This window comes from Rhodoferax sp. LB1P47 (assembly GCF_056521445.1).
Map to the genome: position 1 here is coordinate 494665 of NZ_JBWMAU010000001.1, position 25281 is coordinate 519945.

37 protein-coding genes are annotated in these 25281 nt (G+C 62.1%); 32 read left to right on the forward strand and 5 right to left on the reverse strand.

Features of this window, described 5'->3' with window-relative positions:
• Window positions 1-11: 11 nt before the first annotated feature.
• From AC0969_RS02370 to AC0969_RS02380, 3 genes are all read right to left on the reverse strand, one after another.
• On the reverse strand, window positions 12-299 hold the full coding sequence (locus AC0969_RS02370; protein WP_479622519.1) for a hypothetical protein: 288 nt from the start codon (window positions 297-299) through the stop codon (window positions 12-14).
• A 68-nt stretch (window positions 300-367) separates the two neighbouring features.
• Complete coding sequence (locus AC0969_RS02375) at window positions 368-619, reverse strand: hypothetical protein (RefSeq protein ID WP_479622520.1); 252 nt, start codon at window positions 617-619, stop codon at window positions 368-370.
• Window positions 620-662: 43 nt separating this feature from the next.
• The gene (locus tag AC0969_RS02380) at window positions 663-1097 is read right to left on the reverse strand and encodes a helix-turn-helix domain-containing protein (protein ID WP_479622521.1); all 435 of its coding nucleotides are present in this window, start codon (window positions 1095-1097) and stop codon (window positions 663-665) included.
• Between the two features lie 92 nt (window positions 1098-1189).
• Here AC0969_RS02380 and AC0969_RS02385 point away from each other — a divergent pair, with 92 nt between their 5' ends.
• The 3 genes from AC0969_RS02385 to AC0969_RS02395 are packed head-to-tail and all read left to right on the forward strand — an operon-like array spanning window position 1190 to window position 2166.
• On the forward strand, window positions 1190-1384 hold the full coding sequence (locus AC0969_RS02385) for a DNA-binding protein (RefSeq protein ID WP_479622522.1): 195 nt from the start codon (window positions 1190-1192) through the stop codon (window positions 1382-1384).
• An 8-nt stretch (window positions 1385-1392) separates the two neighbouring features.
• The gene (locus AC0969_RS02390; RefSeq protein WP_479622523.1) at window positions 1393-1626 is read left to right on the forward strand and encodes a hypothetical protein; all 234 of its coding nucleotides are present in this window, start codon (window positions 1393-1395) and stop codon (window positions 1624-1626) included.
• Window positions 1627-1641: 15 nt separating this feature from the next.
• Window positions 1642-2166 carry a Rha family transcriptional regulator gene (locus AC0969_RS02395; RefSeq protein ID WP_479622524.1) on the forward strand — a complete coding sequence of 175 codons (525 nt, stop codon included), beginning with the start codon at window positions 1642-1644 and terminating at the stop codon, window positions 2164-2166.
• Window positions 2167-2286: 120 nt separating this feature from the next.
• On the opposite strand, the gene AC0969_RS02400 is transcribed toward AC0969_RS02395, so the two are convergent.
• Complete coding sequence (locus AC0969_RS02400; RefSeq protein ID WP_479622525.1) at window positions 2287-2577, reverse strand: hypothetical protein; 291 nt, start codon at window positions 2575-2577, stop codon at window positions 2287-2289.
• Between the two features lie 111 nt (window positions 2578-2688).
• On the opposite strand from AC0969_RS02400, the gene AC0969_RS02405 reads away from it, so the two are divergent.
• The 26 genes from AC0969_RS02405 to AC0969_RS02530 all read left to right on the forward strand — a co-directional run bounded on the left by AC0969_RS02405 (window position 2689) and on the right by AC0969_RS02530 (window position 16880).
• Complete coding sequence (locus AC0969_RS02405; RefSeq protein WP_479622526.1) at window positions 2689-3177, forward strand: hypothetical protein; 489 nt, start codon at window positions 2689-2691, stop codon at window positions 3175-3177.
• Window positions 3174-3359, forward strand: coding sequence for a hypothetical protein (locus AC0969_RS02410; protein WP_479622527.1), 186 nt, complete (start codon window positions 3174-3176; stop codon window positions 3357-3359). Before AC0969_RS02405 ends, AC0969_RS02410 begins: the two co-directional genes overlap by 4 nt.
• Window positions 3359-3673 carry a transcriptional regulator gene (locus AC0969_RS02415; protein ID WP_479622528.1) on the forward strand — a complete coding sequence of 105 codons (315 nt, stop codon included), beginning with the start codon at window positions 3359-3361 and terminating at the stop codon, window positions 3671-3673. The genes AC0969_RS02410 and AC0969_RS02415 overlap by 1 nt, the downstream gene beginning before the upstream one ends.
• A 30-nt stretch (window positions 3674-3703) precedes the next feature.
• On the forward strand, window positions 3704-4603 hold the full coding sequence (locus tag AC0969_RS02420; RefSeq protein WP_479622529.1) for a hypothetical protein: 900 nt from the start codon (window positions 3704-3706) through the stop codon (window positions 4601-4603).
• Window positions 4604-4648: 45 nt separating this feature from the next.
• Window positions 4649-6424 (forward strand): integrase, encoded by a 1776-nt coding sequence (locus tag AC0969_RS02425; RefSeq protein WP_479622530.1) that lies wholly within the window; start codon window positions 4649-4651, stop codon window positions 6422-6424.
• A 1-nt stretch (window position 6425) separates the two neighbouring features.
• Window positions 6426-7661, forward strand: coding sequence for an AAA family ATPase (locus AC0969_RS02430; RefSeq protein ID WP_479622531.1), 1236 nt, complete (start codon window positions 6426-6428; stop codon window positions 7659-7661).
• 3 nt (window positions 7662-7664) lie between these two features.
• The gene (locus AC0969_RS02435; RefSeq protein ID WP_479622532.1) at window positions 7665-7811 is read left to right on the forward strand and encodes a hypothetical protein; all 147 of its coding nucleotides are present in this window, start codon (window positions 7665-7667) and stop codon (window positions 7809-7811) included.
• An 88-nt stretch (window positions 7812-7899) separates the two neighbouring features.
• The gene (locus tag AC0969_RS02440) at window positions 7900-8436 is read left to right on the forward strand and encodes a hypothetical protein (protein WP_479622533.1); all 537 of its coding nucleotides are present in this window, start codon (window positions 7900-7902) and stop codon (window positions 8434-8436) included.
• Between the two features lie 8 nt (window positions 8437-8444).
• The gene (locus AC0969_RS02445) at window positions 8445-8681 is read left to right on the forward strand and encodes a hypothetical protein (protein WP_479622534.1); all 237 of its coding nucleotides are present in this window, start codon (window positions 8445-8447) and stop codon (window positions 8679-8681) included.
• Complete coding sequence (locus AC0969_RS02450) at window positions 8678-8935, forward strand: hypothetical protein (protein ID WP_479622535.1); 258 nt, start codon at window positions 8678-8680, stop codon at window positions 8933-8935. Before AC0969_RS02445 ends, AC0969_RS02450 begins: the two co-directional genes overlap by 4 nt.
• Before the next feature lie 24 nt (window positions 8936-8959).
• The gene (locus tag AC0969_RS02455; RefSeq protein ID WP_479622536.1) at window positions 8960-9487 is read left to right on the forward strand and encodes a host-nuclease inhibitor Gam family protein; all 528 of its coding nucleotides are present in this window, start codon (window positions 8960-8962) and stop codon (window positions 9485-9487) included.
• A complete protein-coding gene (locus AC0969_RS02460) occupies window positions 9484-9735 on the forward strand; it encodes a hypothetical protein (protein ID WP_479622537.1) in 252 nt (83 codons plus the stop codon). The genes AC0969_RS02455 and AC0969_RS02460 overlap by 4 nt, the downstream gene beginning before the upstream one ends.
• Window positions 9732-9902: a hypothetical protein gene (locus tag AC0969_RS02465; RefSeq protein WP_479622538.1), complete on the forward strand. Its 171-nt coding sequence runs from the start codon at window positions 9732-9734 to the stop codon at window positions 9900-9902. Before AC0969_RS02460 ends, AC0969_RS02465 begins: the two co-directional genes overlap by 4 nt.
• A gap of 8 nt (window positions 9903-9910) precedes the next feature.
• Window positions 9911-10072 (forward strand): hypothetical protein, encoded by a 162-nt coding sequence (locus AC0969_RS02470; protein ID WP_479622539.1) that lies wholly within the window; start codon window positions 9911-9913, stop codon window positions 10070-10072.
• 5 nt (window positions 10073-10077) lie between these two features.
• Entirely contained in the window at window positions 10078-10569 is a 492-nt protein-coding gene (locus tag AC0969_RS02475; protein WP_479622540.1) for a phage protein GemA/Gp16 family protein, read from the forward strand.
• On the forward strand, window positions 10566-10976 hold the full coding sequence (locus AC0969_RS02480; RefSeq protein ID WP_479622541.1) for a Mor transcription activator family protein: 411 nt from the start codon (window positions 10566-10568) through the stop codon (window positions 10974-10976). The genes AC0969_RS02475 and AC0969_RS02480 overlap by 4 nt, the downstream gene beginning before the upstream one ends.
• Before the next feature lie 268 nt (window positions 10977-11244).
• On the forward strand, window positions 11245-12417 hold the full coding sequence (locus AC0969_RS02485) for a peptidase (RefSeq protein WP_479622542.1): 1173 nt from the start codon (window positions 11245-11247) through the stop codon (window positions 12415-12417).
• A 48-nt stretch (window positions 12418-12465) separates the two neighbouring features.
• Window positions 12466-12840 carry a DUF2190 family protein gene (locus AC0969_RS02490; RefSeq protein ID WP_479622543.1) on the forward strand — a complete coding sequence of 125 codons (375 nt, stop codon included), beginning with the start codon at window positions 12466-12468 and terminating at the stop codon, window positions 12838-12840.
• Window positions 12841-12896: 56 nt separating this feature from the next.
• A complete protein-coding gene (locus AC0969_RS02495) occupies window positions 12897-13847 on the forward strand; it encodes a phage capsid protein (RefSeq protein WP_479622544.1) in 951 nt (316 codons plus the stop codon).
• 10 nt (window positions 13848-13857) lie between these two features.
• Window positions 13858-14031 carry a hypothetical protein gene (locus AC0969_RS02500; protein ID WP_479622545.1) on the forward strand — a complete coding sequence of 58 codons (174 nt, stop codon included), beginning with the start codon at window positions 13858-13860 and terminating at the stop codon, window positions 14029-14031.
• 34 nt (window positions 14032-14065) lie between these two features.
• Entirely contained in the window at window positions 14066-14491 is a 426-nt protein-coding gene (locus AC0969_RS02505) for a gp436 family protein (protein ID WP_479622546.1), read from the forward strand.
• Window positions 14492-14493: 2 nt separating this feature from the next.
• Window positions 14494-14916: a phage tail terminator protein gene (locus AC0969_RS02510; RefSeq protein WP_479622547.1), complete on the forward strand. Its 423-nt coding sequence runs from the start codon at window positions 14494-14496 to the stop codon at window positions 14914-14916.
• 1 nt (window position 14917) lies between these two features.
• Window positions 14918-15124 carry a hypothetical protein gene (locus AC0969_RS02515; protein WP_479622548.1) on the forward strand — a complete coding sequence of 69 codons (207 nt, stop codon included), beginning with the start codon at window positions 14918-14920 and terminating at the stop codon, window positions 15122-15124.
• A 7-nt stretch (window positions 15125-15131) separates the two neighbouring features.
• Window positions 15132-16097 (forward strand): phage tail tube protein, encoded by a 966-nt coding sequence (locus AC0969_RS02520; RefSeq protein WP_479622549.1) that lies wholly within the window; start codon window positions 15132-15134, stop codon window positions 16095-16097.
• A gap of 73 nt (window positions 16098-16170) precedes the next feature.
• Window positions 16171-16506: a hypothetical protein gene (locus tag AC0969_RS02525; RefSeq protein WP_479622550.1), complete on the forward strand. Its 336-nt coding sequence runs from the start codon at window positions 16171-16173 to the stop codon at window positions 16504-16506.
• A 74-nt stretch (window positions 16507-16580) separates the two neighbouring features.
• On the forward strand, window positions 16581-16880 hold the full coding sequence (locus tag AC0969_RS02530; protein ID WP_479622551.1) for a DUF1799 domain-containing protein: 300 nt from the start codon (window positions 16581-16583) through the stop codon (window positions 16878-16880).
• 3 nt (window positions 16881-16883) lie between these two features.
• Here the strand turns inward: AC0969_RS02530 and AC0969_RS02535 are convergent, their stop codons facing one another.
• Window positions 16884-17030 (reverse strand): hypothetical protein, encoded by a 147-nt coding sequence (locus tag AC0969_RS02535; protein ID WP_479622552.1) that lies wholly within the window; start codon window positions 17028-17030, stop codon window positions 16884-16886.
• Between the two features lie 19 nt (window positions 17031-17049).
• Here AC0969_RS02535 and AC0969_RS02540 point away from each other — a divergent pair, with 19 nt between their 5' ends.
• The 3 genes from AC0969_RS02540 to AC0969_RS02550 are packed head-to-tail and all read left to right on the forward strand — an operon-like array spanning window position 17050 to window position 25175.
• A complete protein-coding gene (locus tag AC0969_RS02540; RefSeq protein WP_479622553.1) occupies window positions 17050-22992 on the forward strand; it encodes a tape measure protein in 5943 nt (1980 codons plus the stop codon).
• Window positions 22989-23873, forward strand: a complete 885-nt coding sequence (locus tag AC0969_RS02545) for a hypothetical protein (RefSeq protein WP_479622554.1) — start codon at window positions 22989-22991, stop codon at window positions 23871-23873. Before AC0969_RS02540 ends, AC0969_RS02545 begins: the two co-directional genes overlap by 4 nt.
• The gene (locus AC0969_RS02550; RefSeq protein ID WP_479622555.1) at window positions 23874-25175 is read left to right on the forward strand and encodes a hypothetical protein; all 1302 of its coding nucleotides are present in this window, start codon (window positions 23874-23876) and stop codon (window positions 25173-25175) included. It begins immediately after the preceding gene.
• Window positions 25176-25281: the final 106 nt, after the last annotated feature.

Below are 25281 nucleotides of genomic sequence, written 5' to 3' on the forward strand. Positions count from 1 at the left end.
GACGTAAAAAATCAGCCTTGAGGAGGCCGCACATTCAGCGGCACAGCACATGCTTCTTCCAACATCCCCAGCATTTCTGCAATACCAGCGCTCGCTTGCGAGCCGTCAACTTGTGCTTGGTTGGGTGCGCCAATGCGCAGCCAGCATTGGCGGAACGCGGCTGCAAAAGCCGCAGGCTGCGGGTGTGACTGCACCAAGGCGAGTACCGCGCACAGCAGCACCGAGCCCTGCGCAGCTTGGTATTCGACTTCGCCGCCTAGCCCGGCAACGGCCCCGGCCAGCGTCTTGAGTTCGCTCATCAGTAAATCCCTTCCTGGTTAAATCTTCATACGAAATTCAGAGTGAAAGCGGTAGTCCCGCTTAGTCTTCAATCCAGCGGCGCAGATGGAATGGGACGGTCAGCCAGCCGCCCTGCATCAAACTCCACGCGCATCACCGTCTCAAAAATCAAGTGCAAGCTGGGGTCGCTCAAGCCGCGTAGCAGCAGCGTGCCTACGGCGGCAATCCACGGTGCGGGCAAGTTAAAAGCGTGTTGCCGTTCAAAGTCCGCAATGATCTCTTGCGCCCGTTCGTGGCGCTCTATGCCTTCGGCCGTGGTCAGTTGGCTGCTGGTGGTCATCTGTCGCTTCCTTCCTAGTTAAAAACTGGTGTCGTTGGCGGGCTTACGCACGCCGGGCCTTGTGTTGCGCTGCCATAGAAGCCGTGCCTTCAATGATCTTTTTGCCCGCCTCGTCCGTGGCTTCGTAGTTGGCCAGTAGGGCCTTCTGGCGGGGCGTGAGCGACTTGGTGGCGGGCGACGGGGCCTTGCTGGGCAGCAGGCGATCCATCGCGGCCTGGGGTGTCTGAAGCACCAGTGGCGGCGAATCTGAGTTGCGCAGCTTCTGACTGGCTGTGCCTACCTGCGACGGCATTCCCGTGAGGATGTAGAGAACGTCTACACCGATGGCCGCCAGTGCAGACAGTTGCACGGCTGTGGGCGAAGAAGCTCCTTTCTCCCAGTCGATAAGAGTTCTTTTTTTCGTACCAGCAGCCTCCGCAAAGGCGGGCTGGGTGAGCGCCAATCGCTCCCGCTCTTCACGGATTCGAATATTTATCATGCAAATATTTGCACCTTGTCTTGAATGGTGCAAATATTTGCACTATGATTCAACCATCACAACGTAATTCAACCAACAAAGCCAATTACACCATGACCCCTCTCCAGACACGCGACCAAGTGCGCAGCCAGTTCCTGCGCACGGGCACATCTATTGCCAGCTGGACCCGTCAACACCAAGTCAGCTACTCACTGACGTGCCAGGTGTTGAACGGAACCAAGAAGGGCCTGCGCGGCCAGGCCCACCGGATTGCCGTACTGCTGGGGATAAAGGACGGCATCGTATGAATGCGCCCATGACTGCCAGTGAGCGTGCTGCGCTTGCGTTCTTGGTAGCCCAGCACCCACGGCCCTTTCAGCAAGTACAGCTTTTATATGGACTGCCCAGCGTTGGCCTGAACACCAGCCAAGCATTGGAAGGCGTGCTGTTGTTGACCTGCCGCCGCTTGGTTCGCATCCGCCGGGGCTATCTCTACCTGACCCGCCACGCCCTCGCACCGATGGCTGACCTTTTTATCCAAACCACCTAAAACCTGGAGACCACCATGCATACCGACTTGTTTCCCGAGACTCTTGTCGTGTCCGTAGTTGACGGCAAGCCCATGACCAATTCCATACTGGTCGCCCAGCACTTTGGCAAGCGCCACGACACCGTTTTGCGATCCATCAAAACACTAATCAATCGAACCCAAAGTCCCGAACGACTCCGCAACCTTGCGGTGTCCTCATACCTCAATCAGCAAGGAAAGCGCCAGCCGATGTACCTGCTGACCGCCAAAGGATTCCAGTTCGTCGTCTCTGGCTTCATCGGCGCAGAGGCCGACGAATGGAAGTGGCAATTCTTGGATGCCTTCGAGGCCATGGAGCACCAGCTCCACGCCACCACCGCCCGCTACGCCGCCGCCCTGGATGCGCTCGACCCCGACCTGCGCCCCACCGTGGAAGGGACCGAGCAAGGCCACAGCCGCAGCGCCATTGGCGAAGCACTGGGCAAGAGCTGCGGCGCGGTGACCTACCGCCGGGGCAAAGCCCGCCGCCTGGGGCTGCTGGCAAAGAAGGGTGCGCAATGAGCACGCCCCGCGACCCCCACGGCTTCAACCCTGCCGCACCCTTGATCGGGCGTGACTTCGATGCGCTCTTGCTGGCCGCCAGCACCCGCAAAAACGGCAAGGTGGTACTGCCCACGGCCATCAGTCCTGCCCAAACGGAGTTGCGGCCAGCTGCGCCATCTTTTGGCGATGCACCGATTCTTGGTGCTTCGTACGTACACCATCCAGCGCCTGCGCCAGCTCATGCAGCGTTTTGCGTGCGCTGCACTGGGTGTGGTTGCTGGGTTCCGGTGCCACAGCCTCTCGCCAGTCCCGACTAAGGCTAAGGCCGTCCATGTTGGTTTCCCGCTCCATCGTCCATGCCAGCACCAGCACCGCCCGTGCCAAGCCTTCTATGCGGCCCTCTAACTCGTCAAAGTGCTTGTCATCCATGTGTTCACCTGTTTCAAAAGTTGTGATGCCCCAACTGTGCCGCCTGCTGCCCAGCGCGACCAGATGCACAAATGGCATTTGTTTGGAAGCCCGTTTTGCCGGGGGCCAGCCATGATTCCAAGCCGCCGTGCGTTTTGGAAACGCTACCAGCCCGCCACCCTGCGCGATGCCCTCAAGGGCTGCAAAGACTTCGCACATGAGCGCCACAACCTGAGCGTGGAGCGCATTGCCGAGCGCATGGCGCTGGAAGACCACTGGGCTTTGTACAAATGGATCGGCAATGGCCGCATGCCCCTGGTGTGCGTGCCCGCCTTTGAAAACGCCTGTGGCATCTACCTGGCTACCCGCTGGCAAGCCGCCAGCGCGGGCAAGTTGCTGGTGGACATGCCCAAGGGCAAGACCGCCAGCCCGGCAGACATGGTGCAGCTCAACAGCGACTTTGCCGCCGCCCTGCAACTGCTGACCAACTTCTATGCCCATCCCGGCCAGGCCGACACCGCCCAGACGTTGGCCGCACTCACCACCCACCTGCAACAGGTGGCCTACCACCACGCAAATGTTTCCGCCCACGCCAACCCTGAACTGGACTTTTCCGCATGAACACCCAAGACCTCCGCTACGCCCTGGCGAAGCAAGTGCCCGCCATGGAGCGCGGCTTCACCATCTCCACCATCTACGGCGACATTGCTATTGAATCCGGCCCTATGGCAACGCGCATTGCTTCGGCGGTGCAGGTGGCCCTGGAGTCCGAAGCCTGCTACCAGGCGAAGGCGGCGCAGTAATGGGCCCCGCTATCCCCTACAGCCTGCCCAAGCCGGTGCAAAAGACCTGCGACCTGTTCCGCCTGCTGGCTGGGCACGAGCTGCTGGGCTTGGCCCCGGCAGAAATCGCCAAAGGCCTGGACGTGCCCCCGCCGTGGGTCAGCGTCAACCTGCCCGCACTGTCCGCCACCGGCTTTGTAGAGCGGGTGGACGGCACCAACCGCTGGCGGCTGGGTGTGCAGTTTGTGCGCATCGCAGTCACCGTATCCACCAACCTGAATGCGGCCAAGCGGCAACTGGATGAAATCTCCAGCCGCTACGCCGTGCCTTTGTAACCCCTTCTCTTTGCAACCACCAGGAAACCTATGTCCCGCCCATTGACCCCCGCAACCGTCAGCAAAGCCATCCCCATGAACGAAGCCGTAGTGCAAGAAGAAGTGAACGCAGCCAACCAACTGGCAGCCATCACCCGCGACACCGAGGCCAATGTGGTGGCCCTGGCCCAGCAACTGGGCTATGACGGGGCCTTGTCGGTTGGCGCGCTGGAGGACGGTATCCGCTTCTATCAGCAGCGCACGGCAGAGGCCTGCCTGGAGCTGGGAAAGCGGCTGGTGCTGTTGAAAGAAGCCAGCCTGCATGGCGAGTTCACGCCACGCCTGGAGCTGCTGGGCATTGAGTACCAGACGGCCAAGAAATTTATGGCCGCATCCCTGAAGTTTTCAAAAGGTTCGACGTCTACCCTTTTGAAGGTAGCCAACAGCCAGAGCAAGTTGCTGGAGCTGCTGGTGCTGGACGACACCGAGATGGCTGAACTGGCCGATGGCGGCACGGTGCGCGGCATGGTTGCAGACGACATCGCCAACATGGGCGTTCGTGAGCTGCGCACCAAACTGGCCGAGGCCCGCGCCGAAAAAGTGGCCGACGACAAGCTCATGGCCGACAAAAACGCCAAGATCGACAAGCTCAGCCGCCGCATCCAAAAGACCACGCCCGATGACGTGCTGACCGAGCTGCACAAGGAAACGACGGCCTTCATGGGCGATGCCAAGGGCTGCATCCGGGGCCAGATGCGCAAGGCGTTTACCGCACTGTGGGCGCACCACGAGGCCCATGAGGGAAGCGGCGACAGCCAAATATTTATGGCGGGGCTGGTGGGCCAGTTGCAGGCCGAGATCATGGCCTTGCGCGAGTCCTATGACCTCCCCGACGTGTCCGCAGCAGCCGATCAAGAGCTGGCCGCAGAAATGGCCGAGTGGGACAAGTAAGCCGCCCGCCCCGCACACCCGCCAGCCCACCCAACCGCTCTGCGCATGTCCCTCAGCCCCGTAGCCATTACCCGCCTGGTGCAGGTAGCCGTTGCCGCCGCAGCCGCGCCCAGCGGCGGCAAGCAGGCCATCTACGGCGCGGCGTGCGCGGCGCTGTGTATCAGCCCCGCCACGCTGCACCGCCATCTGAAGAAAGTAACCGTGAAACCCGAACGCAAACAACGCAGCGATGCCGGCGATGTGAGCCTGACCCGCGAGGAAGCCATCGCCATCAGCGCCGCCCTGATGGTCAGCCATCGCAAAACCGGCAAGCGCCTCATGTCCATTGGCCAGGCCGTGGACGTGATGCGCGCCAACGGCGAGGTGCGTGCAGAGCGCATCGACCCCGCCACGGGTGAGGTAACCCCTCTGTCCGATTCGGCCATTGCCCGCGCCCTGCGCGGCTACGGCCTGCACCCCGACCAACTCAACCAACCCGCCCCGGCCATGGAACTTAAAAGCCTGCACCCCAACCACGTCTGGCAGATCGACGCATCCATGTGCGTCCTGTACTACCTGAACGCCCGCAATGAGAAGGAAAGCGGTTTGCAGGTGATGGACCGCGCCAAGTTCTACAAGAACAAGCCCGCCAACCTCAAGCGCATTGAGGCAGACCGCGTGTGGTCCTATGAGGTCACCGACCACAACAGCGGTGCCATCTTTGTCAACTACGTGCTGGGTGCCGAGAGCGGCACCAACCTGGCCGAAAGCTTCATTGCCGCCATCCAGAAGCGCGATGGTGGCCCCCAGAGCGACCCATTCCACGGCGTGCCCTTCATCCTGATGATGGACATGGGCAGCGCCAACACCAGCGGCTTGTTTGCCAACCTGGCGCGCCGCCTGCAAGTCAAGCTGATAGCCCACGCCCCTGGCAATGCCCGCGCCACCGGCCAGGTAGAAAATGCCCGTAACCTGATTGAGCGCAGCTTTGAAGCGGGCCTGCGCCTGCGCCCGGTACGCGACCTGGCCGAGCTGAACGCCCAGGCCCAGCGCTGGGCCTGCTGGTTCAACGGCAACAAGGTACACAGCCGCCACGGCAAAACCCGGTTTGACCAGTGGCTGACCATCAGCCAGGAACAGTTGCGCATTGCCCCGCCCGCAGAGCTGTGCTTCGAGCTGCTGACCCACACGCCGGAAACCCGCAAGGTCAGCGACTTTTTGACCATCTCGTTCAAAGGCCGCGAGTTTGACGTGCGCACCGTGCCCAACGTGATGGTGGGCGAAAAGCTGCACATCACCCACAACCCCTACGTGCTGGATGCCGCCCTGGTGGTAGACACCGACACCAGTGGCATGGAGCTGCTGCACAGCGTGCCCCTGGTGCAGCGCGACGACGCGGGTTTCAGCGAAGCCGCCAACGTGATCGGCGAAGACTACGCCCGCCACGCCGACACCCGCGCCGACACCAACCGCAAGGAAGTGGACCGCTTTGCCTATGACGCAGCCACCCAAGAAGAAGCGGATGCCAAGCGCCGCGCCAATGCCACGCCGTTCGGTGGCCGTATCGACCCGTTCAAGGTAATTGAACAGGCTCCCGAGCGCGCCTTCATGCCCCGCCGTGGCACCGAGCTGGTAACCAGCATCAAGACAGCCACCGCACCGGCCCGCGTACTCAGCGGCTTTGAAGCTGCCGCCGAGCTAGTGCGCATGGGTGTGGAAATGACCCGAGAGCGCAATCTGCAAATTGCCAACTGGTATCCCGATGGTGTGCCCGAAGACGCGCTGGATGCCCTGCAAGCCCGCCTGGAGAACCGCCCCGGCCTGCGTGCTGTAGGTGGCTGATATGCAAGCTTTGCTGAACACCCTGCGCCTGACGCAAGCTGACCTGAGCCGGGCCACCGGCATGGGCCGCAGCACCACCAGCCGCCTGGTAGCGCATGGCAACTGGCCTGCCCGCAGCGCGGGCCTGGGCAAGCGTGCCGACGATGTACGCGCCCGTGTGCTGGCCTGGCTGGCCGCGCAGGGCGCGACCCCTGAACAACTGGACTCAGTGCCTGCGCTGGCTACCCAGCCCGTGCCCGCACTGCCCCAAAACGAGTTGACCCCGGCAAGTTCGTACCTTGCCGAGGCCGTCCCCGAAGAAGCTGAAAACGTAACCCCAACCACTCCAGAGGAAATCATGCTACTCCAAAACGCCACCCTGACCCCCGAGGCCCGCGCCCACTTCAATTTGCCCCGCAATCCGTTTGTGGACGACGTGCAGAGCTGCGACGACGTGTACCAAACCCCCAGCGTGCGCTACGTGCGCGCCGCATTGTTTGATACCGCCAAAAACCACGGCTTTATCGCGGTGGTGGGCGAGTCCGGCGCGGGCAAGTCCACCCTGGCCGAAGACCTGGAGGAGCGCATCAAATCCGACAAGAGCGGCGTGCTGGTGATCCGCCCCTACGTGCTGGCCATGGAGAGCAACGACCAAAAAGGCAAAACCCTCAAGAGCAGCCACATTGCCGAGGCCATCGCCTTCGCGCTGGACCCAGCCTTGAAGTGCAAGAGCAGCCCGCAGGCCCGCTTCCAGCAGGTGCACGACCTGCTCAAGGCCAGCCGCCGCGCAGGCCGTCGCCATCTGATCCTGGTGGAAGAGGCCCACTGCATGCCCACCGCAACGCTCAAGCACCTCAAACGCTTTTTGGAACTCAAAGACGGCATGCAGCGCCTGGTGGGCGTGGCTCTGATCGCCCAGCCGGAGCTACGTGAACGCCTGGGCAGCCAAAACGCCGAGGTCCGCGAAGTCATGCAACGTTGTGAGGTTGTGGAGCTGCAACCGCTGGATGGCGAACTGGAGGGCTACCTGGCCCACAAGTTTGCCCGCTCCGGCCTCAAGCTTGCCGATGTGTTTGCCCCTAGCGCCATCGACGCTATCCGCGCCCGGCTGGTGCACACGCCACGTGGTGGCAAGCCCAGCGATGCGCGTAGCGAGTGCTTCCCCCTGGTGGTCAACAACCTGGTGTGCCGCGCGATGAACGCCGCCGCCCGCGCAGGCTGGCCGCAGGTGGATGCCCAAGTGATTGCGGGCTGCTGAACCATGCGCCGCTACCTGATCACCATCGTGATGCCCGACGGCTCACGCGGCCAGTGCAAAGGCATTTTTGCCAATGACTGGGCCGCCATTAATGCGATGCAAACCGCCTTTTTTGATGCCCGCAGCATTACCCCCCGCAGGTTGCCATGAAACCCCTGCTGACCCACATCGCGCTATGGCTGGCCTGCGCCGCCATGGCTATTGCCCTGGCCGCCTTGGCCGCCCTGGAATCCAACGTATGACCGCCCTGCACAACCCCACCACTTTCACGGCCAGCGTGCCCGTGCTGCGCGCCTACGCCCCCTTGGCTGCGCACGCGCCGCTGTACAGCCGCATCCTGGCCTTCCTGGCAGAGTGGTCTGCCCCCGCCAGCTTTGCCACCCTGACCGATTTATTTGCCGAGCAAGTGGGCGGCTTCACGCCTAGCAAGAACCTGCGCAACCGCATGGAATACCTTGTGCAAACCGGGCTGGTAGATGCCAGCGGTGCGCTAGCCCAGCGCCGCTACAGCCGCAGCAGCCTGCCCGTGCCCAACGTGCACATGGCCCCCGCAAAGCCGCCGCGCCCGTGCTTTGTGAACCCCAGTGCAGACCTGCCCGGCGCAGGCCGCCCCAAGGGCCGCGCTGTGCCCGTGGTGGCCGCCCGCCACCCCCAAGCCGTGCTGCCCCGCCAGCACAACGTGATGCACGGCCTGTACGTGCCGCCACCCAGCCATGTGCTGCGCCCCGGTGCATTGGACTTTGCCCACATGCCCAGCCGGGGCGTGAGCTGCTAATGGCCACCGTGGAACCCACAGGCCCAGGCATCACCCGCGCCACCAGTGATGTGCGGCTATGCGGCGCAGTACGCAAGATGGGCAGCGCGCAGACCCTCATTGCGCTGGCAGCTATCAAAGATGCAGCAAAAGGCGGCTTGCTGGAGCGCGACATGCCCAAGCTCAAAGAGGCTTATGAAAAGCGCAAGCAGCACCTGCGCAGCATTGCACCCAACACACAAACCACTACCGAAGGAACCCCGTGAATACCGCACCCCACAACACCCAGCCCACGCCGCTGCAACAAGAAGCCGCAGAGTCCGACCGCGTAACCGCCGTGCTGCTGGACACCGTCGCCGCCGAGCCCCATGCCCGCGTCATCACAGCCATGGCCACCGCCCTGGGCGTACTGGGTGAGGCCTATCCATGCTGCCGCGCCAGCATGGGCCAGGTGCTCATGCAGTTGGGCCTGCACATGCAGACCGCACCCGATACCGGCAATGGCCACCACGTTCACTAAACCCACCACTATCAAGGAATCACCATGGCCACCAAGCCCAAAAAACTCAAGGCACCCGCCCAAACCTACGTCTGCCAGACGCTGGACGACACCCAGACCTGCATCAAGTCCATCGGCGACATGCAGCGCGAACACATGCGCATTACCGCTGACCTGAACGATGCCATTGGCAACCTCACCCAGGCCGTGGCAGGCGACCTGCAAACTCTGGTCGAAGGCATCCAGCTGCGACAGGCAGGCGTGCAGACCTGGTGCGAAGCCAACCGCGAGAAGTTGTGCGGCAAGGGCAAGACGGCCAACCTGGTCACCGGCGAGGTGACCTGGCGCAACCGCCCGCCCAGCGTCACTGTCAAGGGCGAAGAGGCTGTGATTGCCTACCTCAAACTGGCGGGCCTGACTGCATTCATCCGCTCCAAAGAATCGGTGAACAAAGAAGCCATGCTGAACGAGAAAGACAAGGCCAAGGGCATTCCCGGCATCACCCTTGTGTCGGAGCTGGAGGATTTCAGCATCACGCCGTTTGAGATTGAAACCGCTGTGGAGGCTGTATGAGCAGCTACCAGGTTGCGGCCATTGCCGCGAATGTGGTCATTGCCGCGAATGTGGCCAAGAAAAACCAGGGCTACATCGCAGCCAACACGCGCCAGTCGTGCAGCAACTGCCAGCATGGACAGGAAAGGCGCGAGGAACGCATGCCCCCTTATGACACCGCCAGCTGGCAGTGCAATTTCGGCGGATTTCGCACCACGGCCAAAGCTGTTTGCGACAAGTACGCAGCCAATAAAGGATCAGCAGCATGAAGAGCTTTGAACAACTGGGCCGCACGGCCCATGCAGCATGGGCGCGCAGCAAGCAGGCCCCAGCCCACGCCAGCTGCACCACATGGGAGCAACTGCACCCTAATGTGCAGCAGTGCTGGATCGCCATCGCCATGGCCGTTGCCGCTGACATAGCCACCGTACTCTGAGAGCAGTTATGAAAAAACCAACTGAAAACCAAATCTATGAAGTGCTGAAACAGAGCGCGGACCTCATCGAGGAAGGACGCTCAAAATTTCCCGGCATGTCTTATGAAGATGGCGTGGAAGCGGCCATCCGTTGGGTGCAGGGAGATGGTCCGAACCCGATGGAGGACTGAGCACCATGCCCGCCACCGCGCACAGCTCGAAAAAAGGCCCGGCCACCCGCAACAACGACCTGGCCGCCATCCATATCGCCACCAAGGCCCTGAATCTGACCACCGAGGACGCGCAGGCATTGAAGCTGCACGTCACCGGCAAGGCCAGTGCCAAGGATATGACCGTGCCCCAACGCCGCCAGTTGCTGGCTCACCTGAGCGGCCTGCAAGCGCAAGCAGCAGGCAAGCCCAAGGCTGCGTACACCGGCCCGCGCCGGGCGGTGGCGCACTCTGCCAGCGATGCGGGCGATGCACGCTGGGGCAAGGCCCGTGCGCTGTGGGCGTTGCTGGCCAAAGCGGGCGTGGTGCGGGTGGATACCGATGCGGCCCTGACCGCCTACGTAAAGCGCCAGACCAAGGTAGAGGCCTGGCGCTTCCTCAACGGCTACCAGATCAACACCGTGATCGAAAGCCTCAAGACCTGGTGTACCAGGTCGAACGTGGAGTTTGACAAATGAAGCCCATCAGCCACAAAGACCTGGCACCCCTGGAGGTGCTGTTTGACGCCACCTACCCGCCCACGCTGCGCGACCTGGCTACGTCGCTGTTCATGCAGTTGCTGGAGACGTTTGCCGCGCTGGCCCCAGACCCACTGCGCGGTGCGGCGCTAGCGCGGCTGGCGCTGGAGCAGGCAGACCGCATCTCTATCGACCACGGCGGCTGCAACCTCTACATCCCCATGGCCACGTCGTTTAAATTGACCCCGCGCAACATCAAAATGTGCCAAGAATTCCGGGGCGACTACAAGGCACTGGCGCGCAAGTACAAAATGTCTGAGCAACAAGTGCGCAACATTGTGGATAGCTGGCAGCGTGACCAGTTCTTGAAGCGCCAAGGCCGTTTGCCTGGGCTGGACGACACATAGGCCCGCCAACCGTTTAAAACGCCCTGCAAGCGTAAAACGGCACACACCGCCCCCAAGGCCTGCGCTAAAGTTTTGGGGAGCCAGGGAACACGGCCAAGGCCCTTGCCTCCATTCCTGGCGCAACCTTGCAAACCCACCGCGCATCCAGCCCACCAACCGGGCACCCCAGCCCCCCCAGCCTGCCCCAGCCCTCCCACGCGCGAGGGCAGTGCAAAACACTAAACCATTTGATTTAGCCGCAACACCCCATGCCGCCGACAGTAGCGGCATGCACCAAGCAAACCCACCCCATTCCGCCGCAAATGCCGCAGCAGCACCTGCGCTGCTGCACATCTTCAAGCCCGGCACCTGGACCACCATGGCCGGTGAACGCATCGAGTTCAGCGCCGCCGACCTGGCCGCCAGTGCCGCTGCGTTTGACCCCGCCGTGGCAAAAGCGCCCATCGTGATCGGCCACCCCGCCACCGACGACCCGGCCCAAGGCTGGGCGGGCGGCTTGGTGGCCAATGCACGCGGCTTGTTTGCCAAGCCCGACCAGGTAGACCCCGCCTTTGCCGAAGAAGTGCGCGCCGGGCGCTGGGGCACGGTGAGCGCCAAGTTCTACCGCCCCACCGACCCGAGCAACCCCAGGCCCGGTATTTGGTACTTGCGCCACATCGGCTTTTTGGGCGCGGCTGCGCCCGGTGTGAAGGGGCTGGATGCCCCCGCCTTTGCCGATGCCACTGCCGATGCTGACGAATGCGTGTGCTTTACCGAGGGCGTGCCGTTTGCTGATTGGTCCGATACAGACAACGCCAGCCTGTGGCGCGGCCTGCGCGATTGGTTCATTGGCAAGTTCGGCCAGGCCGAGGCCGATGTGGCTCTGCCGGGCTACCAGGTCAAGAACCTGGAGCAAGCCGCCACCACCGCCCTGGCAACCACCAACAGCCTTGAAACCACTGCCGCAGCGGCCCCCGCCATTGCGTTTTCCGCCCCATTGACCACTACCCCGGAGCCCACCACTGTGACCCCTGAACAAAAAGCCGCCATTGAGGCAGAAAACGCCACCCTGCGCGCCGCCCTTGCCACCGTGCAAGCCACCCAGACGCATGCCGCCAACGTTGCGTTTTGCGAGGGCGTGGCCGGTATTCGCCCGGCGTGGATGGCTACCACGGTAGCCGCCCTGGACCACTTTGCCGCCCAGCCCACCGCCGTGGAGTTTGGCGAGGGTGAGGCCCGTGCGCCACTGCTGGACGCATTCAAAACCATGCTGCTGGCCCTGCCGCCTGCGGTGGAGTTTGGCGAGGTGGCTACGGCTGCGCGGGCGGCTGCGGGCAGTGTGGACCTGAACGACGGCGAGGCGATTGCCACGGCAGCTACCAAGTACCAGGCCGAGGCTGAACGCAGCGGCCAAAGCATGCCCTACGCCCACGCCGTGGCGCAGGTGGCACGGCAACGTTAACCGCTCGCGCTAACGCGCTGGTGCATTTTTTACCCAACCGGAGTTTTTATGAGCAACCCTCTTTTATTCAAGGGCTTCAAGGCGGGCGCGGCAATTACGCCGTTTCGCATTGTCAAATTTTCTGCTGCTGACACGGTGGTAATGACCGCTGCAAGCACCGATGCCATGGTGGGCGTGTGCGGTGACGTAGGCCCGGCAACCGGCGAAAACTGCGACGTTTTATTGCAGGGCATTGCCTGGGTACAAGCCGGTGCCGTGGTGGCGCTGGGTGACCCGGTGACTAGCGATGCAACGGGCCGGGCCATCACGTCGGCACCTGCTGCGGGCACGAATGGCCGCTTGATTGGCTTGGCGTTGGATGCGGCTGTAGCTGCAAACGATGTGATCCGCGTGCTGCTGGAACCAGGCGTGATGCAGGGCTAAAGCTCCGCTGCAATTTGCGCTTTCCGCTGGATTTTTAACTTTTCTGGAACAACCTTATGAGTACCACCGCCTTTCCCATCAACCCCGAGTTGACCGCAGTAGCCATTGGCTACCAAAACCGCGACATCGACCTGATTGCCGATACGGTGCTGCCACGCATCATCACAGCCAAGAAGTTCAAGTACACCAAATACACCGCTGCCGATGGCTACACCGTGCCAAACACCCGCGTGGGCCGCAAGAGCGAACCCACCATGGTGGACTTTGGCGGCACGGAGGTGCCCGATGAATGCGCCGATTGGGGCCTGGATGACCTGCTGCCCAATGACGAAGTGGAATCCTGGGCGGCTATGTCCAAGCCCTCCACCGCAATCAGTCCCGAGGCCAAGAGCACCACGCTGCTGACGGGCCTGGTGCTGCTGGACCGCGAAATCCGCGTGGCCAACACGGTGTTTGCAGCGGGCACTTACCCCGGCGCAAACCAGGCCACGCTGAGTGGCACCAGCCAGTGGAGCGACTTTGCTAACAGCAACCCGCTCGATGCGCTGCTGGCGGCGCTGGATATCCCGCTGTTCCGGCCAAACAAAGTGGTGCTGGGCCAGGCAGGCTGGACCAAGATGCGCCAGCACCCCCGCCTGATCCAGGCGGCCAATGCCAGTGCGCAGACCGGCGGTGCCATTACCCGCCAGCAGCTTGCGGACTTGCTGGAGGTAAAGGAGGTGGTGGTGGGATCGGGTTTTGTGAATACCGCACGCCGGGGCCAGGCGGCCACATTTGCACGCGTGTGGGGCAAGCACTGCGCACTGGTGTATGTGGGTGCCGACCTGGCAGATGCGGGCCAGCCGTGTTTTGGCTTTACCGCCCAGTTTGGCACCCGCATCGCAGGCAGCATTCCCGAGCCTAAATTTGGTTTGCGCGGTGGACAACGCATCCGCGCTGGCGAGTCGGTGAAAGAGGTGATCTCTGCCAACGATGCCGGTTACTTCTTCCAAAACATCGTGGCTTAAAGGAGAAATCATGGCTAAAACAACGACTACCAACGCAGCAGAAACCAAGCAAGTGACTGCGAATGTGCCCGTGCTGTACGACGGCACACCCGTGGCGGTGAATGAGACTTTTGCGGTGCGCACTGCCGACCTGGCGCAACTGTTGGAAGTGGGCGCGGTGTCTTTGAATACCGACCCGGCCTAAAGCGCAGCGGGCATAAACCTGAGAGCCAATCACCATGACCTACGCCACCCAAGCCGACCTGGTAGACCGCTTTGGCACACAAGAGCTGGCGCAGCGCACCAACCGTGTGGATGGCCAGACCATCGACACGGTGGTGCTGGGCCGGGCACTGGTGGATGCGGATGCCGAGATTGACGGCTACCTGGCCACCCGCTACACGCTGCCACTGAGCAGCACCCCCGTGGTGCTGGTGCGGCTGGCGTGTGACCTGGCGCGCTACCGGCTGTATGACGACGGTGTGCCTGCCACGGTGCGCCAGCGCTACGAGGACGCTGTGGCCATGCTCAAACGCATAGCCCATGGCGACGCGCAACTGGTGGGCATCACGCCGCCCGCGCCCGCCACGGGTGGCGGTGGCAATGCAGTGGCGGTGCGTACGTCTAGCCGTGTGTTTGGTACGGACCAGCTGGCGGGCTACTGAGCATGGACTTGGCACCGGTGATTGCGCGCCTCAAAACCCAGCTCACGGCCCTGCGGTCAGTGGGTGGGGTGGCGGATCTGGATGCCGCCATTGACGGTGTGGTGGCAACACCCGCTGCGTTTGTGCAGCCGCTGGCTGAGAACGCAGAAGACATGGGGGTGCTGGGTGGCACGTACCAGCGGGTGGTGCAGGCGTTTGGTGTGGTGCAGTGCATTACCAACCGCCGCGATGCCACGGGCGCGGCGGCGGTGGCCGATTTGCATGCCTACCGGATGGCCCTGCGTGCCGCCCTGGTGGGCTGGGTGCCGGATAGCCAAACCGGCGAGGCGGTGGTGTTTACCGGCGGGCGCTTGCTGAAGATGGATGGCGATGGCCGCCTGTGGTGGGTGGACGAATTCCAACTGGTTACTTATTACTGGAGCTGATATGGCAAAGAAGAATTTAGATGGCGCGGTGGCTGATGTAGCCACCGTGGCCGAGGTGGGGGCCGTGCCTGAGCGCACCCCTGAGAACCACCTGGTGCCGGGCGGTGGTCGCTACCGCTGGGACGCGGAGCTGACCGATTGGGTGGACCTGGATGCGCCTGCTGTGGATGCATCGACCGTCGCCACTGTTGAAACCCCTTTGGAGTGATTGAAACATGCCACGTTTAATTAAAAAGACGGTTGTGCTGGCCAAGATTGAAACCACCAGCGGCACCGATGCGGTGCCCACCGGTGCGGCCAACGCCATCCAGGTGATGGACCTGAGCATTACCCCGCTGGACATCAAGACGGCAGATATGTCGGTGGTGACCCCGTGGTTTGGCGGTAGCCAACAACTGGTGACCACGGCCAGCGTGAAGTGCAGCTTTAGCGTGATGCTGGCCGGCGCGGGCCTGGCGGCAACGGCCCCGGCCTGGGGTGCGCTGATGGTGGGCTGTGCGCATGCCGAAACCACAGGCCTGGCCACACCGAACCGCGTGGAGTACTTGCCCGCCACCGACCTGCTGAAAACGCTGTCGATCTACTGGTATGACGATGGCCTGTTGCACAAGCTGCTGGGAGCCAGTGGCACGGTCAAACTATCCGCCAAGTCGGGCGAAGCACCCAAGCTGACGTTTGACTTTGTGGGCCTGGATGCGGGCGTGAGCGCTATTGCCAATGCCACGGCAGTGTTGACGGGCTGGAAGACCCCGCCCACGGTGACCAAAGCGAACGTGACCGACATCAATATTGGCTGCACTTACGCGGCGGGCGCGTTGGCGGGCGGCACCTCCTACAACAGTACCGGTTTGACGCTGGACTGGGGCAACGCGGTGAACTTTGTGCCCATGCTGACCAATGAGCAAGTGGTGCTGACCGACCGCGACGTGAAGGGCAGCATGAGCCTAGACCTGACCGCAGCCCAAGAAGTGGCCATGTACGCATCGGTGAAGGCCAACACCACACAGGGCATTGGCTTTGTGATTGGCAACACCAGCGGCAACAAGATCATGTTGCACGCGCCTTCTGCGCAGTTGCTGAACCCCAAGAAAGAAGAAATCAGCGGTATGCGGTTGATCGGCTTTGACCTGCACCTGAACCCGGTCAACGGCAACGACGAAATCCGCATCATCAGCCTGTAACCCTCTGCTGTTTTAACCCCCAAGGCTTGCGCAGTGCGCAAGCCCATTACCCCCCATTTATAGAGAAACCCCCATGTACACGCTTGCTATTGAAGATGTTGTGACAGTCCCCGTGAAGTTCACCCTGAAAGACAAGGGCGTGAACAAGTTGTTTGGCGTAACACTGGAATGCAAGCGCCTGAGCCAAGACGAAATCAGCGACAAGCTGGCTGAAAAGGAAAGCAAGGTGAAAGATTTTGTGGCCGAGGTGGTGACTGGCTGGAGCGGCCAGCGCCTGGTACTGGACGAAGCGGGCCAGCCTGCCGACTACAGCCCCGAAGCACTGGGGGTGATGCTGAACGCTGCGGGTGTGGCGATGTCGTGCTTCAACGCGTACCTCAAGGAATGCGGCGCTAAAGAAAAAAACTAGCGCAGGTAGCACGCGTCTGGGCCAAGGGGCTGCTGGATGCAGCACCCGGCCAAGCGGAGGCAGAGGATGCCGAGATGGCCGAGGTGCTGGCAGCGATGGGCCTGGTGCAAGTTGCAGACGATGCCCCGGTCCCGGTGCTGGACGTGTGCTACCTGTGGCCCTGCAACGTGCCCGTGTGGCGGCTGTGGCAGCGGGTGCAAACGCAGTGGCGTGTGGGGATGGCGGGCCGCACCGGGCTGGACTATGTGGCGGTGCTGGCTTTTATGCGCGAGGTGCTAGGCATGGGCCGCACGGCGCGGGCCGAATCGCTGCTGGCGCTGCAAGCGATGGAGTTTGCTGCGCTGGAGGTATGGGCAGAAATGCGCGAGGGCTGAGGGCTAGCCAAACAGCTTGCCAAACAACACGGCCAGGCCCAGCAGTGCCAAGCGCGACATGCCAGCGCGGCGTGCGGCCTGGCCCCAGAAGTGCCACAGCAGATAGCCGAAGCCCGCAAAGGTGAGGTAAGCGCAGAGGTCTAAAAACATACATAAAGGTTAGCACACCGTGGGTAATTCAGCTGGAAATGTGGTTGCGGTCAAGCTGGCGATTGAGGGGGCACAGGCTGCATCGACTGAGTTGCAACAGGTGGCCGGGCGGCTGGACACGATTGGCGATGCGGGCAAGGCATCGGCTGGCGGTGCGGATATGCTGTCTGCGGCTTTGGGGCGTGTGGGGCACTACGGGCTGGCGGGCGGGGCGCTGTATGGCATCGCCACTACGGTTTTGACGGTGAGCCAGGCGCTGTTTGAAGCCAGTGCCAACGCGCAACGTCTGGCCACCCAGTTGGACTTTGCCACGCGTGGCAATGGTGCGCAGGAAATGGCGTTTGTGACCGAGGTGGCCCGCAAGCTTGGGCTGGAGCTGAACAGCACGGCCAAGGCCTACGCCGGGTTTGCGTCGGCAGCACGGGGCACCGCCTTGGAGGGCAAAGGGGCGCGGGTGGTGTTTGAGGCGATAGCCCAGGCCAGCGCTGTGATGGGCTTGAGAACGGATGAGACCACCGGCGCGCTGCTGGCCATCCAGCAAATGATGAGCAAAGGCGTGGTGAGCGCCGAAGAATTCAGAGGCCAACTGGGCGAACGCATGTCGATTGCGCTGCAGGCCGGGGCCAATGCGCTGGGTGTGACCACCGCCGAATTTAGCAAGCTGATGGAGACGGGGCAGATCGTTGCAGCCGACTTCCTGCCCAAGTTTGCCGTGGCCATCAAAGAGATGCTGGGCGACAGCGTAGAGAGCGCGGCCAACCGGCTGGATGCTTCCACCGCCCGCATGGGCAGCGCCTGGGAAAAGCTCAAGCGCACGGTGGGTGACTCTGGTGTGTCGCAGGCGCTGGCAAACGAGGCCACGGCCTTGGGTAGTTTCATGGACTCGGTGTCGGATGCCATGGGCCGTGCCAAACAGAGCGGGGCTGGGCTGGCTGGTGAGCTGGCGGTAGGGCTGGGCCAGGTGCTGGTGCACACGACATTCGACACACTGTCAGCCTCGGGCAACCTGTTGAACGGCACCATCAATGCACTGACGGGCAACGTGCTGGGGCTTAAAACCAATTTGAACCTGCTGCCGGTGGCCTTGCAGTCGAACGCTGGACAGGCCGCTACGCTATCGGCGCGTCTGGCGGCTGCCGATGCAGATTTGATGCAGCTACAGCGCCGCTTGGCGCTGGTGCCAGACAACATCTACCTCAAAAGCGAAACGCACCAGGCGTATTTGCTGTACGAGCAACTGCGGGCGGCCAAGCAAGCGCAAGACGCGCTGGCCGGGCCAGGTAATGCCGGGCGTGGCAGTGTGAACCCGCAAACGACCGAGCAGGCTGCTGCGGCGCAAAAGAAGCTGGCCGATGCGATGGAGACCTACGCGACCAAGACCCAAAAAGCCGATAAGGCGGTGGCCGATTTGCGCACGACACACGGCGCGCTGTTTACCGCAGACATGGAGAAGCGCGTGCGCGAGCAGCTCAACCCGCCCAAGGCGGCTGGTGCAAAGGGTGAAAACGATGCTGCAAAGATGGCCCTGGCCCAGCAAACCAGCTATTACGAGCAGTACCAAACCCTGGTTACCAGCGCAGAAAAACGGGCGCAAGACGCAGTAACCGCCCAGCACACCGCAGGGCTGGTGAATGATGCCGATTACTTCGCCCAAAAGCGCGACCTGGCGCAAAACGCCAACATCGACATGCAGGCCCTGACCGAGCTGGAGCGGGAGGCGGTGCAGCGCTCTGGCCTGGCACAAACCGCCAAGGCGGCGGGCATTGCCAAGTACAACGGCGAGCTGACCAAGCTGCGGGAAGAAGAGCAGTCTATTAACGACCGCTTCAACAACGAAATGCTGGTGGCCACGGCCAAACAGACCAACGCCGCCACCGATACCAACTTCGCCGCCGCAGAATCCCTCTATGCCCTGGCAGCAGCCGGGCAAGACAAAGTAAACGCCCAGCTGCTGGAGAACGAAGCGATCGGCCTCACCGTCCAACAGCTAGACACACTGGAGCAAGCCCGCGCCAAAGAGGCCGCCGCCGCGCTGTTCCAAAAAGCCCTGTGGCTGGAAAACACCGTGGGCCTCACAGCAGAAGCCGAATCGGCCCGCCAAGCCGCCCAAACCATTCTGGACCTTGCGGCCGCTAAGTCCGTAGGGGCTAAGAAAAAAGTGATTTCAGAGGCAGGAAACGAGCAGTCCAAGCGCCTGGACGTGGCCCAGGATGTAGGCGGTCTACCCGACTTCACTAAACAAGAAGATCCGTTCAAGGACTTTGGCAGCACGTTGCGCGCCACCTTCGACTCCGCAGGCACGGGCTTGCAAAAAATGACCGATGCCATGTCCGCCCTGGCAACCACCAGCCGCGACTACGGCAAAGAGATGGAGGTCATTACCGCCCTGCGCGCCACCAAAGACCCCCAGAATATCGCCAAGGCGCTCAAAAACGAAGAAGCGCTGGCAAAGAAGACCGCCCAAGCCCAATTAATCGGCATAGCCGATTTAGCCGGTGCCACCAAAGGCTTTTTCGATGAAAAAACGGCTGCTTACAAAGTGCTGGACGGTGTGGAAAAGGCCGCCCACCTGGTGCAAATGGCCCAAATGGCCGAAAAGCTTTACACCAGCCTGTTTGTGACCACCAGCACCGTAGCTGCAACGGTAGCTGGCGACAGTATCACTGCCGCCAGCGCGGTAGCAGGCGCGGCGGTTGAAGTCCCCGCCAAGATGGCAATTGCCGCAGCCAATAGCGTGGCAGCAGTAGCCAACCAGGGCAACGGAGATCCGTACTCTGCGTTTGTCCGCATCGCCGCAATGGCCGCCATCATGGCCGGGCTGGGGCTGGCCGTGGGCGGCGGTGGGGGTGGCAAAACCACGGTGACATCGGATGCGTTTGCCGCTCAAAAAGCGAACACCGGCACCGGCACCGTGCTGGGCGACTCCAAAGCGCAAAGCGAAAGCATCAAAAACAGCCTGGACGCGATGGAGAAGATGGCCAAGCCCACGCTGCTGTTCACCAGCGAGATGGTCCGGCTGCTGCGCAGCATCAACACCAGCCTGTCGGGTGCTACCAGCTCGCTGCTGTCCACGGGCTTTGATGCCAGTGGCTCCACCTTCCAAGGGGTGAACACCTCCAGCAAGAAGCTGGGCGGGTTGTTGGGTTCCAGCTCCAGCAGCACCAGCGTTTCCGACACCGGGCTGAGCTTTGGCACGCAGACTATTGCGCAGGCGGCGGCGGGCGTGGCGTTGCAGAAATACCAGGTGATCCGAACCGACTCCAGCAAAAAGGGTTTTTTAGGCTTTGGCGGCGGTAGCAGCACCAGCTACGACACCCAGATGAGCAATGTGGATGCCGCAGTGAGCGCCGCCATGACGGAGGCGGTGCAGAACATGAACCAGCTCACCAGCGCAGCAGCCGCGCAGTTGGGTATCTCGCAAGCCCAGGTTGATGCCCTGCAAAACCTGGACACCGGGCTGGGCAAAATCAGCCTGAAGGACAAAACCGGCGCAGAAATCCAAGAAATCTTGAGCGCCGTATTCAGCAAAATGGGTGACACGATGGCCGCCACGCTGGCCCCCGGCATCAAAGACATGCAGCAGGTAGGCGAGGGCTATTTGGAAACCCTGGTGCGGGTGGCCAATGGCCTGTCTATCAGCAACGTGTGGATGAAGCGCCTGGGCTTGGGCTTGTACGCCGTGTCGGTGGACGGGGCCAAAGCGGCCAACGGCCTGGCGCTGGCATTTGGCGGCGTTGACAAGCTGGCCGAGGCCAGTCAGGCCTACTTTGAGTCGTACTACACCGATGCAGAGCGCGCAGCGCAAAGCCAAAAGGACATGGCCGCTGCGTTGGCCAGCGTGGGCCTGGCCATGCCCCAAACCAAACTGCAACTGCGCGCATTGGCCTCCACGCTGGACTTGAATACAGCCGCCGGGCAAGCCGCCTACGCCATGCTGCTATCGCTGGCTCCAGAATTCAGCGATACGGCGGATGCCCTGCAAAGCTTGGCGGCAGACGCGGCGGATGCCCTGCTGAAGGCTTTTACCGGGCACGGCAAGCTGCTGCCCGCCCTGGATGCGGCCAGCTTGCGTATGGATGCGCTGGCCATCAGTGCCACCGCTAGCGGTGCGGCGGCGGGCTACATCAGCCGCCAGTTTTTGGATGCCACCAGCGGGCTGCTGGGTTTTGGAACCACGTTGCGGGGCGTGGACGGGGGCATGACGGCCAGCCAGCAATCTGCGGCGCTGCTGACGGGCCAGATAGTGGCCCTTGAGAACCAGGCTGATGCGGCCCGCATTGATTTTGTCGGCCTGGGCAAAGCCCTGGCCAGCGTCAACACCGAAACCTTTGTGGCCACCCTGGCGCAGGTGTTCGAGAATTTGGCCGACCGCATCTCTGGCGTTCTGGGCAATATCGAGACGGAGCGTGTCGCGTTGCGCGATGCGGCTTTGCAAATCATCAACCCTACGGTGATGAGCAAAGCGCAGATTGAGCGTGGCATTGCGGACACCCAAGGCAAGTCGCTGCCGAGTAACGCATTACTGGTGCAGGCAGCGGCAGACCTGGCGCGGGCGGACGCTGCTGTCACCAGTGCCCAAGCCACGGTAGGCCGGGCGCTGGGCGTGAAGAGCCAGGCAGAGCAGTTGGTCACCACTGCGCAGGCGTACCAAACCAGCATCCGGGCGACAGAGGCTGCGCAAGAGGCCGCTGTGCCCAAGACCTGGCAAGCGGGCAAGAGCGACAACGCCGCATGGGAGCAAGTTTTGGCCACGGCCAATGCCTCCCACAAGGCGCGATTCGGTATCGACATGAACCGCTCGTGGGATGCAGATGCAGATGCCCAGCGGGCATACGCAGGTTTGGTTGACCAGTACAAAGCAGCCATCAAAACCCTGTATGCCCCCGATATTGCCAACGCCGAGCGCTGGGTCAGCGGCGCTGCCTCGGAGATGCAGGCGGCCAGTGCATCGCTTGCCGTCGCCCAGTCTGCCGTAGCCGTTGCTACGGCCCAGCAAGCCACCGCTGCCGCCAACGCACGGGCGCAGCAACTGGCCTATGCCAGTGCGCTGCAAGACTTCACCATCGACGCGGGCAACTCCGTCGCCAAGCTGGGCAAGTTGCGCGAAGAGACGGTGAAATACTACGAGGCGCAAAAGGCGTTGGCGGGCCTGATGGCCACCAGCGCGGCCGCCTTGCGCAGCACCGTCAGCGCCCAGCTAGCAAGCCAGTTCACGCCAGAGCAGCAGCTCGCCGACCTGCAAGACAAGTACAGCACGGCCTACGCAATGGCACTGAGCACCGATGGCGAGACGCTGGCGGGCTATGGCGACAAGCTGAATGGCCTGCTCAATCCCCTGCTGGACAAGGCCCGCGAGGTACTAGACGACGGCGCTTACAACGCTTTTGCCGCCACCATGCTGGCCCGTGCCGACACTATCGCGGGCCGCTTGGAGGCATTGACCCCTACCGACTACGCGGCAGACAGCCTGGCCATGCTGGGCACGATCGACGCGACGCTGGCCGCGCTGGATGCCTCTAGTCGGTCGGCAGAAAAGATCATCAGCGACGCGGTCAACGCGGGTAGTGACAAAACGGCGGGCGGTTTGCGCGCCGTGATTGCGGCCATCACCGGGCAGACCATTCCCGCATTTGCCAGCGGCGGCACGTACATGGGCGGCTTGGCCCTGGTGGGCGAACAAGGCCCCGAGCTGATCAACTTCAACGGCCCTGGCCACGTCTACACCGCTGGGCAAACCGCTAGCATGTTTGGCGGTGGGGGTAGTAGCAACGGTGGTGGCAACACCGCCCGGCTAGAAGCCTTGGTAGCGCAGCAAAACCAGCAGCTGGAGGACATGCGTGCCGAGCTGCGCGCCATCGCCACCAGCAACGCCAAGATGTCGCAGCTCGCAGAAAAGGCTGACGGTGACGGTGTGCTGGTGCGCACCGATTCCGACTCTCCTTTGAAGACGGTGGCCGCATGAAGGTAGTCAAGCCCGTAGCCCTGACCAGCACAACGCTCATCAGCAGCACCGTCGCAGAGACGGAATACGCCGCCTATGCCGCCGTCACCAACTACGCCGTGGGTACGCGCACCATCTACCTCAGTGCCGTGTACGAGAGCGTGCAAACCCCCAATACGGGCCACGCACCCGACGTGTCGCCGCTGTACTGGGCCAAAGTAGGCCCCAGCAACCGCTGGGCCATGTTCGACTCCGAGGTCAATACCCAGACCGTGGCAACCACCTCCATGACCGTGGTGCTCAAGCCCGGCCTGTGCAATAGCCTAGCCCTGTTCAACCTGGTCGGCGCAGCGCTGACCATCACGGTTCGCGACGGGCTGACAGGCCCGATGCTGTACACCAAGACGGTCAATCTAGATGGCTCTGTCGTCGTTGATTGGTATCAATACTTTTTTGAACCGATTGCGCAGCTCACGTCCGTTGTGCTGACCGATCTGCCCGCCTACGGCAATGCCCACATCACCATCACCATCACGGGCAGCACCGTCATGTGCGGCCATGTGGCGCTGGGCACGGTGTACGGGCTGGGGGACACGCAGTACGGGGTCAACTTTGGCATCACCGACTACAGCCGCAAAGAGACCAACGCTACAGGCACGACCACCCTGGTCAAGCGCAAATTTGCCAGAAAGCTCAGTGCCAGCCTGATGGTGAAAAAGGGCGACATCACCAAAGTCAACCAGGTGCTGGAGACCCTGCGGGCCACGCCCTGCGCCTGGATCACCACCGATGCGCCGGGCTACGAGCCGCTGACCATCTTTGGTTTTTACAGCAACTTCTCCATCACCGTGCAGTACGCCACCCGTTCCCTTTGCAACCTAGAAATACAAGGACTCGTTTAAATGCCCATCACCGCCTTGCCCGTCGCGCCCAGCCGCGCCGATCCCGCCAACTTCCCCACCCGGGCGGATGCCCTTTTAGGGCAACTACCGACGTTTGTGGACGAAGCCAACGCACTTGCCTTTGATGTGAACGCCAAGCAGGCGCTGGCCACGGCTGCTGCGGCCGCTGCCCAAACAGCCAACGTGGCCGCCCAGGCAGCGGCGAACTACAAAGGCCTGTGGGCCGGGCTGACGGGTGCTCTCAACATCCCCGCCGCTGTGTTCCACGCTAATAATTTCTGGGTGCTGACCGCATCCCTGGCGAATGTGACCACGGCTACACCGGGTGTCAGCAGCGTATGGCAGATGATGAACGGCACGATGGTGTCGCCCGCGATGGCCCCTGTAGTAGGGGCTGCTAACGTAGATGCGGCGCAAGCTCTGCTACTGAATGGGCAGGCGTGGGCCGGTTTTCGCAACGTGCTTATCAACGGTGGGTTCGACGTGCTACAGATTGGCAACAGCGGATCTCTTGGCGGGTATACCGCTGACCAATGGGTGGCCAGTTGGGCGGGGGCAACGGGCAATTGGAATGTGGCGCTGGAAACCATTAACTTGGCCGGTGGTAATACCCCCTATTTCCAGCTAACCGGCGTTGCAGGGGTGACGGATGCCAATGTGTCGCAGCGCATTGAGGCTGTGAACTCGCGGCATTTGGCGGGTAAAACAGTGACTGTCTCGTATTGGATGTACCACACGAAGGCTGCGGCCCAAGTGTTTAGCACTGTGTTGTCATACCCCCCCGCGTTTGAAAATTTTTCTTCAGTGACTGCCATCGGAGCTGTAGCGACCCCCAGCATTGCGCCAGCCACTTGGACCTACGTTACGGCTACTTTTTCCGTGCCTTTAGCTGCCGTAACGGGCCTCAACCTCACCTGCCTTGGTGGACTTGGCAGCCTTGTCGCTGGACAGTCGGCTGTAATTAAAAACGTACAACTAGAGTTGGGCTCAGTCGCTACCCCATTTGAGCGGCGCAGTTATGGCGTGGAGCTGGCAATGTGCCAGCGGTATTTTGAGCGAGTTGGTTACATGCGCTGGGACTTGTACGCGAACGCCGCCGGAAGCGACATGTTCCTGGCCGTAGGCCTCAAAGTGCCTAAAAGAGCTGCCCCGACGATCACCCCAAATGGTGTCACCACCTCATTCACCGGTGTTGGCTACGGGACTTCCAATGCTGATTTTGTGCTGGTCAACGCGACTGGGGCGCTCGCGGGGGATAACAACTACGCCTGGAATTTTTGCGACGTGTCAGCGAGACTTTAATTATGTACAAACTTACGAAAACCACCGCTATTGTGCGGATCGCAGATGGTGCAAGCATCCCTGCTGATCCGAAAAATTCGGATTACGCGGCATATTTAAAGTGGGT

Coding starts and splice junctions, on each gene's coding strand:
- AC0969_RS02370 (WP_479622519.1), bottom strand. CDS start 299: ATGAGCGAACTCAAGACGCTGGCCGGGGCCGTTGCCGGGCTAGGCGGC.
- AC0969_RS02375 (WP_479622520.1), bottom strand. CDS start 619: ATGACCACCAGCAGCCAACTGACCACGGCCGAAGGCATAGAGCGCCAC.
- AC0969_RS02380 (WP_479622521.1), bottom strand. CDS start 1,097: ATGATAAATATTCGAATCCGTGAAGAGCGGGAGCGATTGGCGCTCACC.
- AC0969_RS02385 (WP_479622522.1), top strand. CDS start 1,190: ATGACCCCTCTCCAGACACGCGACCAAGTGCGCAGCCAGTTCCTGCGC.
- AC0969_RS02390 (WP_479622523.1), top strand. CDS start 1,393: ATGACTGCCAGTGAGCGTGCTGCGCTTGCGTTCTTGGTAGCCCAGCAC.
- AC0969_RS02395 (WP_479622524.1), top strand. CDS start 1,642: ATGCATACCGACTTGTTTCCCGAGACTCTTGTCGTGTCCGTAGTTGAC.
- AC0969_RS02400 (WP_479622525.1), bottom strand. CDS start 2,577: ATGGATGACAAGCACTTTGACGAGTTAGAGGGCCGCATAGAAGGCTTG.
- AC0969_RS02405 (WP_479622526.1), top strand. CDS start 2,689: ATGATTCCAAGCCGCCGTGCGTTTTGGAAACGCTACCAGCCCGCCACC.
- AC0969_RS02410 (WP_479622527.1), top strand. CDS start 3,174: ATGAACACCCAAGACCTCCGCTACGCCCTGGCGAAGCAAGTGCCCGCC.
- AC0969_RS02415 (WP_479622528.1), top strand. CDS start 3,359: ATGGGCCCCGCTATCCCCTACAGCCTGCCCAAGCCGGTGCAAAAGACC.
- AC0969_RS02420 (WP_479622529.1), top strand. CDS start 3,704: ATGTCCCGCCCATTGACCCCCGCAACCGTCAGCAAAGCCATCCCCATG.
- AC0969_RS02425 (WP_479622530.1), top strand. CDS start 4,649: ATGTCCCTCAGCCCCGTAGCCATTACCCGCCTGGTGCAGGTAGCCGTT.
- AC0969_RS02430 (WP_479622531.1), top strand. CDS start 6,426: ATGCAAGCTTTGCTGAACACCCTGCGCCTGACGCAAGCTGACCTGAGC.
- AC0969_RS02435 (WP_479622532.1), top strand. CDS start 7,665: ATGCGCCGCTACCTGATCACCATCGTGATGCCCGACGGCTCACGCGGC.
- AC0969_RS02440 (WP_479622533.1), top strand. CDS start 7,900: ATGACCGCCCTGCACAACCCCACCACTTTCACGGCCAGCGTGCCCGTG.
- AC0969_RS02455 (WP_479622536.1), top strand. CDS start 8,960: ATGGCCACCAAGCCCAAAAAACTCAAGGCACCCGCCCAAACCTACGTC.
- AC0969_RS02460 (WP_479622537.1), top strand. CDS start 9,484: ATGAGCAGCTACCAGGTTGCGGCCATTGCCGCGAATGTGGTCATTGCC.
- AC0969_RS02465 (WP_479622538.1), top strand. CDS start 9,732: ATGAAGAGCTTTGAACAACTGGGCCGCACGGCCCATGCAGCATGGGCG.
- AC0969_RS02470 (WP_479622539.1), top strand. CDS start 9,911: ATGAAAAAACCAACTGAAAACCAAATCTATGAAGTGCTGAAACAGAGC.
- AC0969_RS02475 (WP_479622540.1), top strand. CDS start 10,078: ATGCCCGCCACCGCGCACAGCTCGAAAAAAGGCCCGGCCACCCGCAAC.
- AC0969_RS02480 (WP_479622541.1), top strand. CDS start 10,566: ATGAAGCCCATCAGCCACAAAGACCTGGCACCCCTGGAGGTGCTGTTT.
- AC0969_RS02485 (WP_479622542.1), top strand. CDS start 11,245: ATGCACCAAGCAAACCCACCCCATTCCGCCGCAAATGCCGCAGCAGCA.
- AC0969_RS02490 (WP_479622543.1), top strand. CDS start 12,466: ATGAGCAACCCTCTTTTATTCAAGGGCTTCAAGGCGGGCGCGGCAATT.
- AC0969_RS02495 (WP_479622544.1), top strand. CDS start 12,897: ATGAGTACCACCGCCTTTCCCATCAACCCCGAGTTGACCGCAGTAGCC.
- AC0969_RS02500 (WP_479622545.1), top strand. CDS start 13,858: ATGGCTAAAACAACGACTACCAACGCAGCAGAAACCAAGCAAGTGACT.
- AC0969_RS02505 (WP_479622546.1), top strand. CDS start 14,066: ATGACCTACGCCACCCAAGCCGACCTGGTAGACCGCTTTGGCACACAA.
- AC0969_RS02510 (WP_479622547.1), top strand. CDS start 14,494: ATGGACTTGGCACCGGTGATTGCGCGCCTCAAAACCCAGCTCACGGCC.
- AC0969_RS02515 (WP_479622548.1), top strand. CDS start 14,918: ATGGCAAAGAAGAATTTAGATGGCGCGGTGGCTGATGTAGCCACCGTG.
- AC0969_RS02520 (WP_479622549.1), top strand. CDS start 15,132: ATGCCACGTTTAATTAAAAAGACGGTTGTGCTGGCCAAGATTGAAACC.
- AC0969_RS02525 (WP_479622550.1), top strand. CDS start 16,171: ATGTACACGCTTGCTATTGAAGATGTTGTGACAGTCCCCGTGAAGTTC.
- AC0969_RS02530 (WP_479622551.1), top strand. CDS start 16,581: ATGGCCGAGGTGCTGGCAGCGATGGGCCTGGTGCAAGTTGCAGACGAT.
- AC0969_RS02535 (WP_479622552.1), bottom strand. CDS start 17,030: ATGTTTTTAGACCTCTGCGCTTACCTCACCTTTGCGGGCTTCGGCTAT.
- AC0969_RS02545 (WP_479622554.1), top strand. CDS start 22,989: ATGAAGGTAGTCAAGCCCGTAGCCCTGACCAGCACAACGCTCATCAGC.
- AC0969_RS02550 (WP_479622555.1), top strand. CDS start 23,874: ATGCCCATCACCGCCTTGCCCGTCGCGCCCAGCCGCGCCGATCCCGCC.